This window comes from Streptomyces pratensis (assembly GCF_037137275.1).
Classification (GTDB): domain Bacteria; phylum Actinomycetota; class Actinomycetes; order Streptomycetales; family Streptomycetaceae; genus Streptomyces; species Streptomyces pratensis_B.
The window spans coordinates 49,015-65,514 of record NZ_JBBBEN010000100.1 but is presented as its reverse complement, the minus strand read 5'-3'; the positions used below and the strand labels follow the sequence as shown (position 1 = coordinate 65,514).

Genomic DNA, 16,500 nt, shown 5'->3' with positions numbered 1-16,500 from the left:
CTCAGGGCCCTCGACGCACGCGGAGCCGGCCGCGGGCGTCCGGTCGGCGGGGCCGGCTCCGCGCGTCGGCGCGGCTCACCGGGGCGCGGCGCTGCCGCCCGGGCCGCCGGAGGCCTGGGCGCAGCGCCGGAGGCCGGGGGCGCCTGGGCGACCGTCCGGCTCACCCGGGTGAGCACGGCCTCTCGGCGTGCGTGGGCCGGGGCGCGGCCCCTGCCTGCTCCGGGCCGGTCAGCGGGGCCCGGCCTCGTGCGGGGTCAGCGCGAGCGCTTCGCCAGCCGCTCGACGTCCAGCAGGATGACCGCGCGGGCCTCCAGTCGGAGCCAGCCGCGGCCCGCGAAGTCCGCCAGTGCCTTGTTGACCGTCTCGCGGGAGGCTCCGACCAGCTGGGCCAGCTCCTCCTGAGTGAGGTCGTGCACGACGTGGATGCCCTCCTCCGACTGGACGCCGAAGCGGCGCGACAGGTCCAGAAGGGCGCGGGCGACACGGCCCGGCACATCGGAGAAGACCAGGTCGGACATCTGGTCGTTGGTCTTGCGCAGCCGCCGGGCGACCGCGCGCAGCAGGGCGGTGGCCACCTCCGGCCGGACGTTCAGCCAGGGCTGCAGGTCTCCGTGGCCCAGGCCGAGGAGCTTGACCTCGGTCAGGGCGCTGGCCGTCGCCGTACGCGGGCCCGGGTCGAAGAGCGACAGCTCCCCGATCAGCTCGCCGGGGCCCAGGACCGCCAGCATGTTCTCGCGCCCGTCGGGCGAGGTGCGGTGGAGCTTCACCTTGCCCTCGGTGACCACGTACAGGCGGTCTCCCTGGTCGCCCTCGTGGAACAGCGCGTCTCCGCGCGCGAGGGTCACCTCACTCATCGAGGCGCGGAGCTCCGCGGCCTGCTCGTCATCGAGCGCCGCGAAAAGCGGGGCGCGCCGCAGAACGTCGTCCACGAGTTCTCTCCTTGTCGGCCTGTCCAGGGAACCGTGGTCCCCATCATGCCGGACGGTAAAACAGTGCGATCAATCACAAACCAGTTTGACGCACGGGGGCACCGGTCCCTACGGCAGGGGGCCGATCGGGGGTGGATGTGCGGTGACAGGCGTGGTTGTCGGCGGCTGGCTCTAGGCTGGACGGGTGCCCAGAACGCCGGGGAGAACGCAGGTCGAGGGGGTTCGCGAGCCATCGGAAGGCCGTGATTCCGCTGTGGGCGAACAGCCTCGGACGGACCCGAAGAGTGCCGCGAATGGCTCCCCCAAAGACGTGTCCGGTCCCCCCGGAGAGCCGGTGGGGCCGCTTCGGAAGACGCCCAGGAGGTCCACAGTGTCATCGTCAACGCCCGGCACACCCGAGCCCGGCACGTCGCCCGGCACACCCGAGCCCGGAACCGGTGCCGGGTCGCGGTCGCGGTCACGCAGGACGCCGAAGGCGGAGTCGCGCCTCGCGATGGTCCGCAGGGCGCGCCGGATCAACCGCGAACTCGCCGAGATCTATCCGTACGCCCACCCCGAGCTGGACTTCCGCAACCCCTTCGAGCTCCTCGTGGCCACGGTCCTCTCCGCCCAGACCACCGACCTGAGGGTCAACCAGACCACCCCCGCGCTCTTCGCCGCCTACCCCACCCCGGAGGACATGGCCGCGGCCGTGCCGGAGGAGATGGAGGAGATCATCCGGCCGACCGGCTTCTTCCGGGCCAAGACGAAGTCGCTGCTGGGCCTGTCGGCCGCGCTCCGCGACGAGTTCGGCGGCGAGGTGCCGGGCCGCCTCGACGACCTCGTCAAGCTGCCCGGCGTCGGCCGCAAGACCGCCAACGTGGTGCTGGGCAACGCGTTCGGGGTACCCGGCATCACGGTCGACACCCACTTCGGCCGGCTGGTGCGGCGCTGGAAGTGGACGGAGGAGGAGGACCCGGTGAAGGTCGAGGCGGTGGTCGCCGACATCTTTCCCAGGAGCGAGTGGACGATGCTCTCGCACCGCGTGGTGTTCCACGGCCGCCGGATCTGCCACGCCCGCAAGCCGGCCTGCGGCGCCTGCCCCATCGCCCCGCTCTGCCCTTCGTACGGGGAGGGCGAGACCGACCCGGAGAAGGCGCGGAAGCTTCTGAAGTACGAGATGGGCGGCCAACCGGGCCAGCGGCTCAGCCCGCCCCCGGACTACCCGGGCCGTCCCGCTCCCGCCTTGGGAGCCGCGTGAAGGCCCTACGGCTTCGAACGGCGGCGCGGAGCCGTGCGGGACGCATCCGCACGGGTGTGCGTCCGTACGCGACGCACCCGCACGGCGCGGAACGGCGCGGAACGAAATGACCGATGACAGGCGTTGTGAAACGACGGGGGTGCCTATGACACACACGCACACACAGGGCACGACACGGGCCCGGAGCGTTGCTGCTGACGGCCTGGGGGACGGCCCCGGGGCAGGCCGGGGAGACAGTTCCGGCCCTGGGCACGGGCAGGGCCCTGAAGCGCGCGGGCCGGGCGCCGGGGCCGCTCCGGGGCNCACCCCCGGAGCGGCCCCGGCGACGGTCCCCCTCGGCGCGGCCGATCCCGGGGCGGCCGTCGCTGTGACCACGGACGGCCTGCCCGCATGGCTCGACCCCGTGGCCCGTGCCGCGCGCAGCCTCCGGCCCCAGCAGCTGAGCCGCTTCCTGCCGCCCGAGGACGGGGCGGGCCGGCAGTCCGCCGTCCTGGTCCTGTTCGGCGACGGGGAGCGGGGGCCCGAGCTGCTGCTCATGGAGCGTTCGGGGACCCTGCGCTCCCATGCGGGGCAGCCGTCCTTCCCCGGCGGCGCGCTGGACCCCGGGGACGGGGACCAGGCCACCACCGGCCCGTTGCGGGCGGCGCTGCGCGAGGCAGAGGAGGAGACCGGCCTCGACCCCCGGGGCGTCCAGGTCTTCGGGGTGCTGCCCCGGCTGTACATCCCGGTCAGCAGCTTCGTCGTGACGCCGGTGCTCGGCTGGTGGCGCGCGCCGAGCCCCGTCGGGGTGGTCGATCCGGCCGAGACGGCCCGGGTCTTCACCGTTCCGGTGGCGGATCTCACGGACCCCGCCAACCGGGCCACAGCGGTGCACCCCAGCGGCCACACAGGCCCGGCATTCCTGGTCGAATCGGCTCTGGTCTGGGGTTTCACAGCCGGAGTGATCGACCGGATCATGCACTACGCGGGATGGGAACGCCCGTGGGACCGGACCAGACAGGTGCCGCTCGACTGGCGCTCATGACACGCTGGCTCCCCTGCTGCGCTGCTCCGGGCCCCGCCCGGACCCCGTCGACACCGGCGGGCCAGGTGACGAAAGTGCGAGGCTACAGACGGTGAACGTGCTGGACATCCTGCTGCTGCTCGGCGCCGTGTGGTTCGCGGTCATCGGCTACCGCCAGGGTTTCGTCGTCGGAATCCTGTCGGTGATCGGTTTCCTGGGGGGCGGTCTCGTCGCCGTCTACCTGCTGCCGATCATCTGGGACCGGGTGACCGAGGGGTCCGAGGTCTCCTCAGCGGCTGCCATCGTCGCTGTCGTGATCGTGATCGTCTGCGCCTCGGTGGGCCAGGCCTTCACCACCCACCTCGGCAACAGGCTCCGCAGGCACATCACGTGGTCGCCCGCGCGCGCCCTGGACGCCACCGGCGGCGCCCTGGTCAACGTGGTGGCCATGCTGCTGGTGGCCTGGATGATCGGCCTGCTGCTGGCCGGCACGACGCTGCCGACCCTCGGTAAACAGGTCCGCAACTCCTCGGTCCTCCTCGGGGTCGACCGGGTGATGCCCCCACAGGCGCCGAACTGGTTCGACGACTTCTCCTCGGTCCTGGCGCAGAACGGTTTCCCGCAGGTCTTCAGTCCGTTCGCCAACGAGCCGATCACCGAGGTCAAGGCCCCGGACCCGGCGTTGGTGGGCAGCCCGGTCGCCGCGCGCGCCAAGAAGTCGATCGTCAAGGTCGTGGGGACGGCCCCGAGCTGCGGCAAGGTCCTCGAAGGCACCGGCTTCGTCTTCTCCGAACGCCGCGTCATGACCAACGCCCACGTCGTCGGCGGCGTCGACGAGCCCACGGTCCAGATCGGCGGCGAGGGCCGGCTCTACGACGCGAAGGTGGTCCTCTACGACTGGCAGCGCGACATCGCGGTCCTGGACGTCCCCGACCTCAAGGCCAGGCCGCTGGAGTTCACCGACGCGGACGACGACGCGCGAAGCAGCGACAGCGCGATCGTCGCGGGCTTCCCCGAGAACGGCGCCTACGACGTGCGCTCGGCGCGCATCCGCGCCCGCATCGACGCCGACGGCCCGGACATCTACCGCCGGGGCACCGTCCGCCGCGACGTGTACTCCCTCTACGCGACGGTGCGTCAGGGCAACTCGGGCGGCCCGCTGCTCACTCCGGAAGGCAAGGTGTACGGGGTGGTGTTCGCCAAGTCGCTCGACGACCCGGACACCGGTTACGCGTTGACGGCCGATGAGATCCGCGAGGACATCGAGATCGGCCGCACGGCCAACCAGCAGGTCGACAGCCAGGGCTGCGCCCTGTAGGAGGGCGGGGCCCTGCGGGGCGGCGTCAGGGTGCCGAATCCCCCCGGGGCCCACTGTTCCGTACCGCTCCCAGAGCTCTTCCGCGCTGCTCCGAGACCTCTTGCGTACCGTCCGGCACCGCACCGCTTCGTCCAGTGATGACCCCGCCGGGTCAGGCAGGCGGAAAGACCGGCAGTCCGGAAGACCGGCAGGCAGCCGACGGGACCGGGGCGGGGTTCGGTGGACGGGTGGGGCAGGGACCAGGAGGGGTCAGTTACGGGGGTGGCGGAGTCGCGCGGAGACCCAGCGGGCCCGACGGCGGAGAATGCGCGGAATCCCGAGTCGGGGATCGTGGAGGTCGTGCACATCGCGGACCCGGCCGCTGGGGCCGCCCCCTTCATGAATGCCCACACCGGCAGTCGCGGTGGAGCGGCGGTTGCGTGCTTCGTCAGTGAAGTCGTGCGTCCAGCCCATACCCCGACGTCTGCCCCTGACTCATGGTCGGTAATCGTGCGCGCGTCAGCCAATCGGCCTATGCGGCAGGCAATTGGCTGCCCGGCGTCCACCTGTACCCGTGCGGGGCCGAGCGCTACCGGTCGGGCTCGGGGTCCTTGAGCCAGTTGATGAGTTCGGTGGAGAAACCGATCGGGTCCTCCTCGTGAGGGAAGTGCCCGACACCGTCGAAAAGTCGCCACCTGTAGGGCGCCTCGACGTACTCGCCGGACCCCGCCGAACTCCGGGTGCGGATCGCCGGATCGAGTGACCCGTGGAGGTGCAGGGTGGGCACCCGGACCGGGCGCTTCATCCGCCGGTTGAACTGGGCCCCGTCCGGTCGCGCCATCGACCGCACCATCCAGCGGTACGGCTCGATCGAGCAGTGGGCCGTGGAGGGGATGCTCATCGCCCGCCGGTAGACGTCCAGGGTCTGGTGATCGGGGAAGTCCGGGGTCCGGGGCCCGGCCCACTCCTCGATGAGACGGCCGACCAGGGCAGCGTCGTCCGCGACGAGCCGGCGCTCCGGCAGCCACGGCCGCTGGAAGCCCCACACGTACGAACCCGCCCGCGTCTGTGCGACGTCGGACAGCATCGAGGAGCGCCAGCGGCGTGGGTGCGGCATCGAGGAGACGACGAGCCGACGGACCAGCTTGGGCCGCATCACGGCGGCCGTCCAGGCGAGGTAGCCGCCGAGGTCGTGGCCGACGAGCGCCGCGTCCGGCTCGCCGAGGGAGCGGATCACCCCGGTGACGTCGAGTGCCAGGTTGGCGGGGTCGTAACCGCGGGGCGTCCGGTCGCTGCCGCCCACCCCGCGCAGGTCCATCGCCACGGCGCGGAAGCCCGCGTCCGCGAGCGCGGTCATCTGGTGGCGCCAGGTCCACCAGAACTGCGGGAAGCCGTGGAGAAGGAGCACCAGAGGCCCGTCGCCCGCCTCTGCGATGTGGAACCGCGCCCCGTTGGCCGCCACGTCCCGGTGCGTCCAGGGGCCGTCCAAGCGGACCGGGCCCCCGGAGGCGGCCCGGTTCACCGGTCCGGCCGGGCGGTCGGCCCCACGCGGGGCCGGCTCCCCGGCCGGGGGCCGGCCTCCCCGCGGGTCAGCCGGGCTCATGGCTGGTGAATCCGCTGGGACGGCCGGTCCCTGGGGGCCCACCGGGCCCATCGGGTCGAACGCACTGGAATCGGGAACCGTCATGTGGAGGAGCGTGCCACAGCGGCGGCCCCGTCCTGACCGGTGCGGTCCTCGACGTTCTTCGCCAGGGTGCTGCCGGAGCGCTCGATGATCGCGTCGGCACGGAGGGACGGGCGCGGGTGCGGCTTCGCGCTCTGCAGGACGGCGGCGGTCTGCTTGGCCGAGGCGATCGACTTCTGCGGCGGCTTGACCTTCTTGAACTTGCGATAGCCGATCAGCCCCAGCAGGGCCGCCAGGAGAACGAACCCGCCCGCCACGATCAGGAACGACCACGCCAGGCCCATGCCCAGGTTGTGGATTCCGTACGCCGCGGCGAAGCTCAGCATCGGCATCGTGAACAGGAGCAGCACACCGGCGACGACGAACGCCACGCTGCCGATCGCTCCGCGCTTGACGTCCTGCCGCACCTCCGCCTTGGCCAGGGCGATCTCGTCGTGCACCAGCGCGGACATCTCGGCCGTCGCCGAGGCGACCAGCTGCCCGATGCTGCGGTCGGCACTGCCCGCGTAGTTGCCGGGGTCGCTCATCCCTGACTCCCTCTCCGTCTTCGTCACATCTGGTGTCCGATCATGCCGGACCGTCCGGCTCGTCGCGCGCTGCCCCCGCCTGTTCGGCCAGGCGAACGTGTTCGGCCGCCTTCCGCTCGTGGATCGCGGCCATTCGGCGGTGATAAGCGGGATCGTCCTGCTCGTAGACGTCCGGTATTCCGGATTCGTCCTCGTCCCGCTCCTCGTCCTCGCACAGCGCCCGGTACTTGCGTACCCGCAGACGGAGAAGTACACAGGCGAGCAGGGCCGCGATCAGCGAACCGATGAGAACGGCGGCCTTGATCTCGTTCACCATCTCCGCGTCGCCCTCGAAGGCGAGCTCGCCGATGAGCAGCGACACGGTGAACCCGATGCCGGCGAGCGAGGCGACCGCGAGGACGTCCGCCCAGGCCAGGTCCTTGTTCAGCTCCGCCTTGGTGAAGCGGGCGGTCAGATAGGTGCCGCCGAAGATGCCGACGGTCTTGCCGACGACGAGTCCGAGGACGACGCCGAGCGTCTCGGGGCGGGTGAAGACGCCCGCCAGCTCCTCGCCCTTCAGCGAGACCCCGGCCGCGAACAGCGCGAACAGCGGAACGGCGACCCCGGCCGACACCGGGCGGACCAGGTGCTCGATGTGCTCGCCGGGAGAGTGCTTCTCGCCCTCACGCAGGCTGCAGCGCAGCATCAGGCCCATCGCGACGCCGGCGATGGTGGCGTGGACGCCGCTGTTGTACATCAGGCCCCAGATGACGAGGGCGAGCGGTACGTAGATGTACCAGCCCTTGACCTCGAAGCGCAGGAGGAGGTGGAAGACCACCAGACAGGCGACGGCTCCGCCGAGCGCCAGGAAGTTCAGGTCCGAGGTGAAGAACACCGCGATGATCATGATCGCGAAGAGGTCGTCGACCACGGCCAGGGTGAGCAGGAACGCCCGCAGCGCCGACGGCAGCGAGGTGCCGATCACCGCGAGGACGGCGAGGGCGAAGGCGATGTCGGTGGCCGTCGGGACGGCCCAGCCGTCCATGGAGCCGCCGCCGATGGTCGTGGTCACGGCATAGACGAGGGCGGGCACTGCCATACCGCACAGCGCGGCCACCACCGGGAGGGCGGCCGCTTTCGGGTCGCGGAGCTCGCCCGCGACCAGTTCGCGCTTGAGCTCCACGCCGGCGACGAAGAAGAAGACGGCGAGCAGGCCGTCCGCGGCCCAGTGAGCCACGGAGAGGTCCAGGCCGAGGGAGCCGGGGCCGAAGTGGAAGTGGCTGACCGAGTCGTAACTGTCGCTGAACGTGTTCGCCCAGAGCAGCGCCGCTACGGCGGCGATGAGCAGGAGAACGCCGCCGACCGTCTCGGTGCGCAGCGCTTCGGCCACGTAGTTCCGCTCGGGCAGGGGGAGCCTGCCGAGCACGGTGCGGCGGGGCGGTGGTGTGGGGCTGGGCGCGGCCACTGGGGAGGACCTCCAGGTCGGGGCGGCGAAGAAGGCATGGCTGATGACACGTGCCGACCAGACTTCCCGGCGCCCCTGTGGAGATTTATATGACGTTATGGATGGGGGCCCACTCTACCTGGGGGGTTCTTCGCCTGCGTGGGGGAATTCCTACCCGGCGATCTTCGCGGTAGACGCCGATGGGCACCCGGCACGTCGCCGGATGCCCATCGGAGCCGTAGGAGAGGGGTTTCGCGGCCTCAGTCCTCCGAGGAGGAGGACGGCAACTGGGTGGTGATGAGCTCCATCACCGAGGAGTCGGTCAGCGTGGTGACGTCTCCCAGTTCACGGTTCTCGGCCACGTCCCGCAGCAGGCGGCGCATGATCTTGCCGGAGCGGGTCTTCGGCAGCTCGGCCACCGGCAGCACCCGCTTGGGCTTGGCGATCGGACCGAGCGTCGCGCCCACGTGGTTGCGCAGGTCGGCGACCAGCTCGTCGGAGGCGGTCGCCGTGCCGCGCAGGATCACGAACGCCACGATCGCCTGGCCGGTCGTCTCGTCGGCGGCGCCGACCACGGCGGCCTCGGCGACCGACGGGTGGGAGACGAGGGCCGACTCGACCTCGGTCGTCGAGATGTTGTGCCCTGAGACGAGCATGACGTCGTCGACCCGGCCGAGCAGCCAGATGTCCCCGTCCTCGTCCTTCTTGGCCCCGTCGCCCGCGAAGTACCTGCCCGGGAAACGTGACCAGTAGGTGTCGACGAACCGCTGGTCGTCGCCCCAGATGGTGCGCAGCATCGAAGGCCACGGCTCGGTGAGGACGAGGTAGCCGCCACCGCCGTCCGGCACCTCGTTCGCCTCGTCGTCCACGACGGTGGCGGAGATGCCCGGCAGCGCACGCTGGGCGCTGCCCGGCTTGGTCTCCGTGACCCCCGGCAGCGGCGAGATCATCATCGCCCCGGTCTCGGTCTGCCACCAGGTGTCCACGACGGGGCACGCGTCGGCGCCGATGTTCTTCCGGTACCACATCCATGCCTCGGGGTTGATCGGCTCGCCGACCGACCCGAGGACGCGCAGCGAGGACAGGTCGAACTTCGCGGGGATGTCGTCGCCCCACTTCATGAAGGTGCGGATCGCGGTCGGCGCCGTGTAGAGGATCGTGACGCCGTACTTCTGCACGATCTCCCAGAAGCGCCCCTGGTGCGGAGTGTCGGGCGTGCCCTCGTACATGACCTGGGTCGCGCCGTTGGCCAGCGGCCCGTAGACGATGTACGAGTGCCCGGTCACCCAGCCGATGTCGGCGGTGCACCAGTAGACGTCGGACTCCGGCTTGAGGTCGAAGACCGCGTGGTGGGTGTAGGCCGTCTGGGTGAGGTAGCCGCCGGAGGTGTGCAGGATGCCCTTCGGCTTCCCGGTGGTGCCGGAGGTGTAGAGGATGAAGAGCGGCTGCTCCGCGTCGAAGGCCTCGGGAGTGTGCTCGGCGGACTGCCGGGCGGTGATCTCGTGCCACCAGACGTCGCGGTCCTCGGTCCACGCGGTGTCCTGGCCGGTGCGTCGGACGACGAGCACGTGCTCGACGCTGTCGATACGGGACACGGCGTCGTCGACCGCGGGCTTGAGCGCGGAGGGCTTGCCGCGGCGGTAGCCGCCGTCGGCCGTGATGACGACCCGGGCGTCCGCGTCCTGGATGCGGGCGGCGATGGCGTCGGCAGAGAACCCGCCGAAGACCACGGAGTGCGCGGCGCCGATACGGGCGCAGGCCAGCATGGCGACGGCGGCCTCGGGAATCATCGGCAGATAGACGGCGACGCGGTCGCCCTTGCCGACGCCCAGCTCCGTGAGGGCGTTGGCGGCGCGTGCGACCTCGTCCTTCAGCTCCGCGTAGGTGATGGCGCGGCTGTCACCGGGCTCGCCCTCGAAGTGGATGGCGACCCGGTCGCCGTTCCCCGCCTCGACGTGACGGTCCACGCAGTTGTACGCGACGTTCAGCTTGCCGTCCGCGAACCACTTCGCGAAGGGCGGATTGCTCCAGTCGAGGGTCTCGGTCGGCTCGGTGGCCCACGTCAGGCGACGGGCCTGCTCGGCCCAGAAGCCCAGCCGATCCGCCGCGGCCTGCTCGTACGCCTCTGCGGTGACGTTGGCGTTGGCGGCCAGCTCGGCAGGCGGAGCGAACTTCCGCTCTTCCCGAAGCAGGTTGGCCAGGCTCTCGTTGCTCACGACTTCTCCCAGTCCCAGGGTGTCCGTTGTGTCCCGGGGCATAGCTCATCAGGCGCGAGGCCGGGTGACAAGTGTCTGCCGGGAATTGGTTTAGACCTGTGTCTTCGTGTATGGAGAGGTGCCCCCGCGCCGCTGTTCAGAGCCGCCTCGCGGCGCGTGGCGCTTGGCGGCCCCGCCGCTTCGATGGCGCGATGTGGAGCATGCTCCACTGCCTTCACGGGCCTGAAGCCTGCCCGGTTCAGACACCGGTCCGGGCGGAGCGGGCGGGCCTCCGGGCCGGCTCCGCGGAACCGGTCGCATCGGGCGGTCGCGCCGGGCGGCTCTGAACGGTGGCGGGCGGGCTTGAGCAGGGCGGGTGGCTGTGAACCGGGCGGGCGCGCGACCAGGGCGGCGTGGCGCCGAAAGGGGTGGGCGGTGCTGAACGGGGCGACGCCCGGCCCGGCCTCCGCTGCCCCGGCGAACCGCGGGCGCGGGACGCTCCCGGCGCTGAGGCGCCCGTGATTCCGGTGGCTTGATCCATACCCCGGTACGCTCCCACGCTGCCGTGCTGAAGCGCGGGCGGACGCATCGCCGAGCCCAGCCCGCATCACCCCTCTGAGGTGGCGGATGCGCCTGTGCTCTACCGCCGTGGAGCCAGGCTCCCTGCCGTTGTGGCGGGCCCGTCCCGAGCGGACGGGCTGCGGCGTCCTGGGGTCACAGGTGCTCCAGATCCTGGACCAGGCCGGTGGGCTGTCCCGCGGCTCTGGTGGGTGGTGCGGACGATTCGCTCCCGCGCGGGGCGCGGAAGCGCCGTGCGGTCGGCGTGGGCGGGGCGAGTGGGTGCACAGGCGGACATGGTCCCGTCTCCTCCGGAGGTGGTGCGGTCGCGGCGGCTGGAAAGCGCGGGCATGGCCGCGCGGTACAGCCAAGAGGTTCCTCAACTCTGTGTAAAGAAATGGTAATGGAGAGTAAAGGCTGATGGTGCTCATTTCTGGCATTTAGGTCACCAACTCACCCGTTCAAGTGAATAGGCAGCTTTTCATTCGGCCTGTCGCCTTTGTCATACGAAGTCGCGTGCGAGTTTGGCCGCGCCGTGCTGGCACTCCTACGCAAGCAAACCTGCAAGGAAGAGGGTGGGCGGATGATGGCCGCCACGAAGAGGACCGCCTTGGGCGTCATGACCACGGCGCTGGTCGCCGTTCTCGCGGGCTGCTCCGGTGCCGGGGCCGGAGGGGCGTCGGCTGAGGGCGCGGGGGCCAGCGCGGAGGGGGGAGCGCACGGCGCCAAGGAGAACGCTCCGGAGGCCGCCCCGAAGAGCGCGGTCAAACTCATCGGCGACGGATCGACCGCCTTCACCGGAGCTCAGCCGAAGGTGCCGTCCCCCGAGCGCCTGGCTCCCGGTCAGGCGCCGCCGCAGTTCGTGGTGTTCTCCTGGGACGGGGCCGGAGAGGACAGTCAGAAGCTGTTCTCCCATTTCCGCGACGTGGCCAAGAAGTACAACGCCACCATGACGTACTTCCTCAGCGGCGTGTACCTGCTGCCGGAGGACAAGCGGAGCCTCTACGACCCTCCCCAGCACGCGGTGGGCCGTTCCGACATCGGCTTCAACGACATCGAGGGCATCCGTGACACTCTCACCGAACTGCGCGCCGCCTGGAAGGACGGCAACGAGATCGGCACCCACTTCAACGGCCACTTCTGCGGCAAGGACGGTGGGGTCGGCGCCTGGTCCGTCGACGAGTGGAAGAGCGAGATCAACCAGGCGAAAGCTTTCGTCAAGAACTGGAAGACGAATGCTCCGGAGCTGAAGGGTGAGGCTCCGCTCCCCTTCGACTACGACAAGGAACTGGTCGGCGCCCGCACTCCCTGTTTGGAGGGGCAGAAGAACATGGTCGCCGCCGCCCGGACCATGGGCTTCCGCTACGACTCCAGTGGCGTCGGCAACCAGGTCTGGCCCAAGAAGAAGGGCGGCATCTGGGACATCCCGCTCCAGCTCGTCCCGATGCCCGGTCGGGCCTTCGAGACCCTTTCGATGGACTACAACTTCATGGTCAACCAGTCCGGCACGACCACGCAGGGGGACCCCTCCCAGCACGAGTTCTGGGGCGATCAGATGCGGGACGGCCTTCTCCAGGCCTTCGACCGCTCGTACGACGGCAACCGGGCGCCGCTGATCATCGGCAACCACTTCGAGTCCTGGAACGGCGGCACCTACATGCGTGCCATCGAGGAGACCATGGCGAAGGTGTGCACCAAGGAAGCCGTGCGCTGTGTGTCCTTCCGGCAGCTCGCCGACTGGCTGGACGCGCAGGACCCGAAGGTGCTGGCGAAACTCGCCACCCTCGGCGTAGGCGAGGCGCCCAAGGGAGGCTGGTCGTCCTACCTCGCCGCCCAGCCCGCTGCTCCGCAGCCCGCCAAGACGCCTGCGGACGCGGAAGCAGGCAAGGGTGCGGCGGACGCGGCCCCGGCGGGCCGGAAGGCCGACTGAGCGTTCTGTGCCTGTTCACCGACCGCAGCCGACGGCTCCGGGGCGGACGGTGGGGACGGCCCGGTACGGGCCCGCCGCGTCGTGTGCGCGGCGGGCCCGTACGGCTGGCGTCAGGCGGGCGCGGTGACCCCTGCCTTGGTGTGCCGCTCGCCGAGGACGAAGGCCGGGTCGACCTGGGCTGCCAGGTCGGCACCGGTCTTCTCGTTGCCCCAGCTCTCGGCGTTCTTCAGGTGGAAGTGCACCATCTGCCGCGTGTACCGCTCCCAGTCGCGCAGCCCGTACGAGTCCTCGGCGGCGTCCTGGAGTACCTGCAGGGCCATCCGGTTGTCGGCCTCCAGCAGTTCGAACCGGGAGGGCCTTCCCTTCTCCATCGACCGCACCCAGTCGGAGTGCCCGACCCCGATCAGCAGGTCGTCGCCGACCTCCGCGCGCAGGAAGTCCAGGTCGTCCTGGCCCTGCACCTTGTTGCCGACGACCTTCAGCGCGACGCCGAAGTCGCGGGCGTACTCCTTGTACTGGCGGTAGACCGACACCCCCTTGCGTGTGGGTTCCGCGACCAGGAACGTCATGTCGAACCGCGTGAACATCCCGGACGCGAACGAGTCCGAACCCGCCGTCATGTCGACCACGACGTACTCGTCGGGTCCGTCGACCAGATGGTTGAGGCAGAGCTCCACGGCTCCGACCTTGGAGTGGTAGCAGGCCACTCCGAGGTCCGACTCGGTGAAGGGGCCGGTCGCCATCAACCGGATGTCCCCGTCGTCGAGCCGGACCGTACGTGCGCAGGCCTCGAAGATCGGGTTGTCCTCGCGGATACGCAGCAGTTGGGAACCGTCGCCGGGCGGCGTGGTCTTGATCATGGTCTCGGCGGATGTGATGCGCGGGTTGGCGCCCCGCAGGTACTCCTTGATCAGGGGGAGGTGCGCGCCCATGGCCGGCAGGGCGGCTGCCTCTGCGTCATCCAGACCGAGAGCGGCCCCCAAGTGCTGGTTGATATCGGCGTCCACGGCGATGACGTGGGCTTCGTTGGCGGCGAGGTGGCGGATGAAGAGCGAGGACAGCGTGGTCTTTCCGCTGCCGCCCTTCCCGACGAAAGCGATCTTCATGTTCACCTAGGGTAGCTGCTCGATCGCGTTGTGCTGTCGATGTCCGTGAAGAAGGCCACTCGGGGGTGGTCCGGGCGGAGTGGGCGCGTAGCCTCGCTACTTATGAGTACGACTGCCTCAGACCCGCTTGCCGCGCTGGGTGTTCTGCCCGGGGTGCCCGAAGCCGTGGACTCCGTGCGCAAGGCCGTCGACCGCGTCTACGGTCACCGTGTCATGCGGCGGCGCAGCAACGAGGTCACAGCAGAAGCCGCACTGCGGGGCTCCCGTGGATCAGCTGCGCTGGCCGGCGCCGACTGGAATCTGGAGGAGGTTCGCCGGCGTACCGACTTCCGTGGCGATGACGAGTCACGCACTGTCGGGGCCGCGCTGCGGGTCACCGCGGAAGCGGGGCAGCTCCTTTCCATCTGGCGCCAGTCACCGCTGCGAGTGCTGGCTCGACTGCACCTGGTGGCGGCCGGCGGGGTGAGTCCGGACGACGCGGTGGGCCGACCGCGCCTGGCGGGCGAGAGTGTCGACGAGCCTCTGATCGATGCGAGCCTGCCCGGTGCCGACGAGGTCGCGGGTCGCCTGGAGGGCCTTTCACAGTTGATCATCGCGGGTGGCGCCGCCCCCGCTCTGGTCACGGCTGCCGTAGTCCACGGTGAACTGCTGGCCCTGCGCCCCTTCGGTTCGCACAACGGGTTGGTCGCCCGGACAGCGGAGCGGATTGTGCTGATCGGTAGCGGACTGGACCCGAAGTCGATCTGCCCGGCGGAGGTCGGACACGCTGAGCAGGGGCGAGAGGCGTACGTCTTGGCGTTCGAGGGCTACAGGGCCGGGACCCCTGCGGGCATGGCCGCCTGGATCGCGCACTGTGGGCGTTCGGTCGAGTTGGGCGTACGCGAGTCGACTGCGGTGTGCGAGGCCCTTCAGCGCGGTGCCGCGTAGGCGTACGCGGCCTGGGCATATGCATCCGCAGCTTCCCGGCGAACGGAGCGAGGGCGCTCGCGGTCTCCCGCTGAGCCGTTCGGCGCCGACCAGGAGCGCTCGTCGTCGGTAGACGGCCGCGGCGACCGAAGAGTCCGCGGCTCTCGTAGCTGCCGCCCCTGCGCCCGGAAAGTGTCGCGACGGGGAAGAGGTGCGGCGGCACCGGTGTGCGATGCCGCCGCTGGCACGTCCGCCGGGTTACCAAGCGTCCTCGTGGTTATGCCCATCAGGTCGGGTGCTTTGCCCGTCACCTGGTGCGGCTGGCCCGTAATCGACGGGTCGACGTCGCGTGGGTACTCGGCTTTCATGCTCGGTCCGTGGGGCCGTCATGCGTTGCAGGTCATCCTCACGGATGTCCTTGGTCTCGCGGGCCGTTGAATCCTTTGTACTCCCGTGTCGGAGAAAGGGAAACCCCTGCAGCCAGTCCTTTACTTTTAGGTTCAATCAAGGGCGAATCGGGCAGCGGTTTCCGTGGTGCGGGTCCCGAATAAGGAGCCCGGTGACTGTGGGGGCCCCAACTCGTTACGGCAGGGCTGCTCCGGCGGTACGCCGACGGCTGGCGTACCAGACGAGGCCGGCCGTGACCGCTGCCGCCCCGACCGCGGCAGCGGCTACCAGTGCGGGTCGGGGCGGCATCGAGAACGCGGGCAAGCGCTGCTTGAGCCTGACCGGGCGGTTGAAGACGAGAATCGGCCACTCGCGGAGGGTCGCTTCGCGCCGCAGTGCGCGGTCCGGGTTGACCGCGTGCGGGTGGCCGACGGACTCCAGCATCGGCACATCGGTCGCCGAGTCGCTGTAGGCGTAGCAGCGTGAGAGGTCGTACCCCTCCGACGCGGCGAGTGCCCTTATGGCTTCGGCCTTGGTGGGGCCGTAGGCGTAGTACTCGACCTCCCCGGTGAAGCAGCCGTCGTCGCCGACGACCATGCGCGTGGCGACCACGCGATCGGCGCCCAGCAGTTCGCCGATCGGCTCGACGACTTCCGCGCCCGACGTCGAAACGATGACCACGTCGCGTCCTGCCGTGTGGTGTTCCTCGATAAGAGTGGCGGCCTCGTCGTAGATGATCGGGTCGATCAGGTCGTGCAGGGTCTCGGCGACGATCTCCTTGACCTGCTGGACGTTCCACCCTTTGCAGAGGGCGGAGAGGTATTCACGCATCCGCTCCATCTGGTCGTGATCGGCGCCCCCGGCAAGGAACACGAACTGTGCGTACGCGGTGCGCAGCACGGCGCGGCGGTTGATCAGTCCGCCTTGGTAGAAGGACCTGCTGAAGGTCAGAGTCGAAGACTTCGCAATGACCGTCTTGTCCAGGTCAAAGAAGGCTGCTGTGCGCGGCGAGAAGCAGTTTTCCACAAGCTGAGCATAGGGGCCCACCATTCGGCGTAAACCCCGGCGTGTGGGTTTGCTTGGGAAGCCCCTCGGGTACACCATGGAAGTCACGGATCGTTCGCGACCGTGCTAACCCCGGTCCGACTCCTCCCCCCCCGAGTCGGCCGTGGGGACGACCCCCGCTCTCCCCCCCGGCGGGGGTCGTCGCATGTCCGGACGCGTTTCTGTGGGCAGTGCCCCTTGTGACCTCCCCTTCTGCCATCAGCGGCCGGGCCGTGCGAGCCGCCGAGTGAGCGCCCCGTCTCGTCACATT

13 protein-coding genes are annotated in these 16,500 nt (G+C 70.2%); 5 read left to right on the top strand and 8 right to left on the bottom strand.

Features of this window, described 5'->3' with window-relative positions:
- Positions 1-254: 254 nt before the first annotated feature.
- A complete protein-coding gene (locus V9U70_RS25725) occupies positions 255-929 on the bottom strand; it encodes a Crp/Fnr family transcriptional regulator (RefSeq protein WP_018958851.1) in 675 nt (224 codons plus the stop codon).
- A gap of 370 nt (positions 930-1,299) precedes the next feature.
- Here V9U70_RS25725 and nth point away from each other — a divergent pair, with 370 nt between their 5' ends.
- From nth to V9U70_RS25710, 3 genes are all read left to right on the top strand, one after another.
- On the top strand, positions 1,300-2,169 hold the full coding sequence (nth, locus tag V9U70_RS25720; protein ID WP_336678998.1) for an endonuclease III: 870 nt from the start codon (positions 1,300-1,302) through the stop codon (positions 2,167-2,169).
- A gap of 145 nt (positions 2,170-2,314) precedes the next feature.
- Positions 2,315-3,193 (top strand): NUDIX hydrolase, encoded by an 879-nt coding sequence (locus V9U70_RS25715; RefSeq protein ID WP_419724030.1) that lies wholly within the window; start codon positions 2,315-2,317, stop codon positions 3,191-3,193.
- Between the two features lie 91 nt (positions 3,194-3,284).
- Positions 3,285-4,490 (top strand): MarP family serine protease, encoded by a 1,206-nt coding sequence (locus V9U70_RS25710; protein ID WP_336678994.1) that lies wholly within the window; start codon positions 3,285-3,287, stop codon positions 4,488-4,490.
- Positions 4,491-4,739: 249 nt separating this feature from the next.
- On the opposite strand, the gene V9U70_RS25705 is transcribed toward V9U70_RS25710, so the two are convergent.
- From V9U70_RS25705 to acs, 5 genes are all read right to left on the bottom strand, one after another.
- Positions 4,740-4,943 (bottom strand): hypothetical protein, encoded by a 204-nt coding sequence (locus V9U70_RS25705; protein ID WP_336678992.1) that lies wholly within the window; start codon positions 4,941-4,943, stop codon positions 4,740-4,742.
- A 115-nt stretch (positions 4,944-5,058) separates the two neighbouring features.
- The gene (locus V9U70_RS25700; protein ID WP_336678990.1) at positions 5,059-6,156 is read right to left on the bottom strand and encodes an alpha/beta fold hydrolase; all 1,098 of its coding nucleotides are present in this window, start codon (positions 6,154-6,156) and stop codon (positions 5,059-5,061) included.
- The gene (locus tag V9U70_RS25695) at positions 6,153-6,680 is read right to left on the bottom strand and encodes a phage holin family protein (RefSeq protein WP_336678988.1); all 528 of its coding nucleotides are present in this window, start codon (positions 6,678-6,680) and stop codon (positions 6,153-6,155) included. Before V9U70_RS25695 ends, V9U70_RS25700 begins: the two co-directional genes overlap by 4 nt.
- 40 nt (positions 6,681-6,720) lie before the next feature.
- On the bottom strand, positions 6,721-8,124 hold the full coding sequence (gene nhaA / locus V9U70_RS25690; RefSeq protein ID WP_336678986.1) for a Na+/H+ antiporter NhaA: 1,404 nt from the start codon (positions 8,122-8,124) through the stop codon (positions 6,721-6,723).
- A 239-nt stretch (positions 8,125-8,363) separates the two neighbouring features.
- Positions 8,364-10,361, bottom strand: a complete 1,998-nt coding sequence (acs, locus tag V9U70_RS25685; RefSeq protein ID WP_336678984.1) for an acetate--CoA ligase — start codon at positions 10,359-10,361, stop codon at positions 8,364-8,366.
- 1,078 nt (positions 10,362-11,439) lie between these two features.
- Here acs and V9U70_RS25680 point away from each other — a divergent pair.
- Positions 11,440-12,786 (top strand): polysaccharide deacetylase family protein, encoded by a 1,347-nt coding sequence (locus tag V9U70_RS25680; protein WP_336678982.1) that lies wholly within the window; start codon positions 11,440-11,442, stop codon positions 12,784-12,786.
- A 110-nt stretch (positions 12,787-12,896) separates the two neighbouring features.
- Here V9U70_RS25680 and V9U70_RS25675 read toward each other — a convergent pair whose 3' ends face one another.
- On the bottom strand, positions 12,897-13,892 hold the full coding sequence (locus tag V9U70_RS25675; RefSeq protein ID WP_336678981.1) for an ATP-binding protein: 996 nt from the start codon (positions 13,890-13,892) through the stop codon (positions 12,897-12,899).
- 102 nt (positions 13,893-13,994) lie between these two features.
- Between V9U70_RS25675 and V9U70_RS25670 the strand changes: the two genes are divergently transcribed.
- Complete coding sequence (locus tag V9U70_RS25670; RefSeq protein ID WP_336678980.1) at positions 13,995-14,819, top strand: Fic family protein; 825 nt, start codon at positions 13,995-13,997, stop codon at positions 14,817-14,819.
- A gap of 561 nt (positions 14,820-15,380) precedes the next feature.
- Here the strand turns inward: V9U70_RS25670 and V9U70_RS25665 are convergent.
- Complete coding sequence (locus V9U70_RS25665) at positions 15,381-16,235, bottom strand: HAD family hydrolase (RefSeq protein ID WP_336678978.1); 855 nt, start codon at positions 16,233-16,235, stop codon at positions 15,381-15,383.
- Positions 16,236-16,500: the final 265 nt, after the last annotated feature.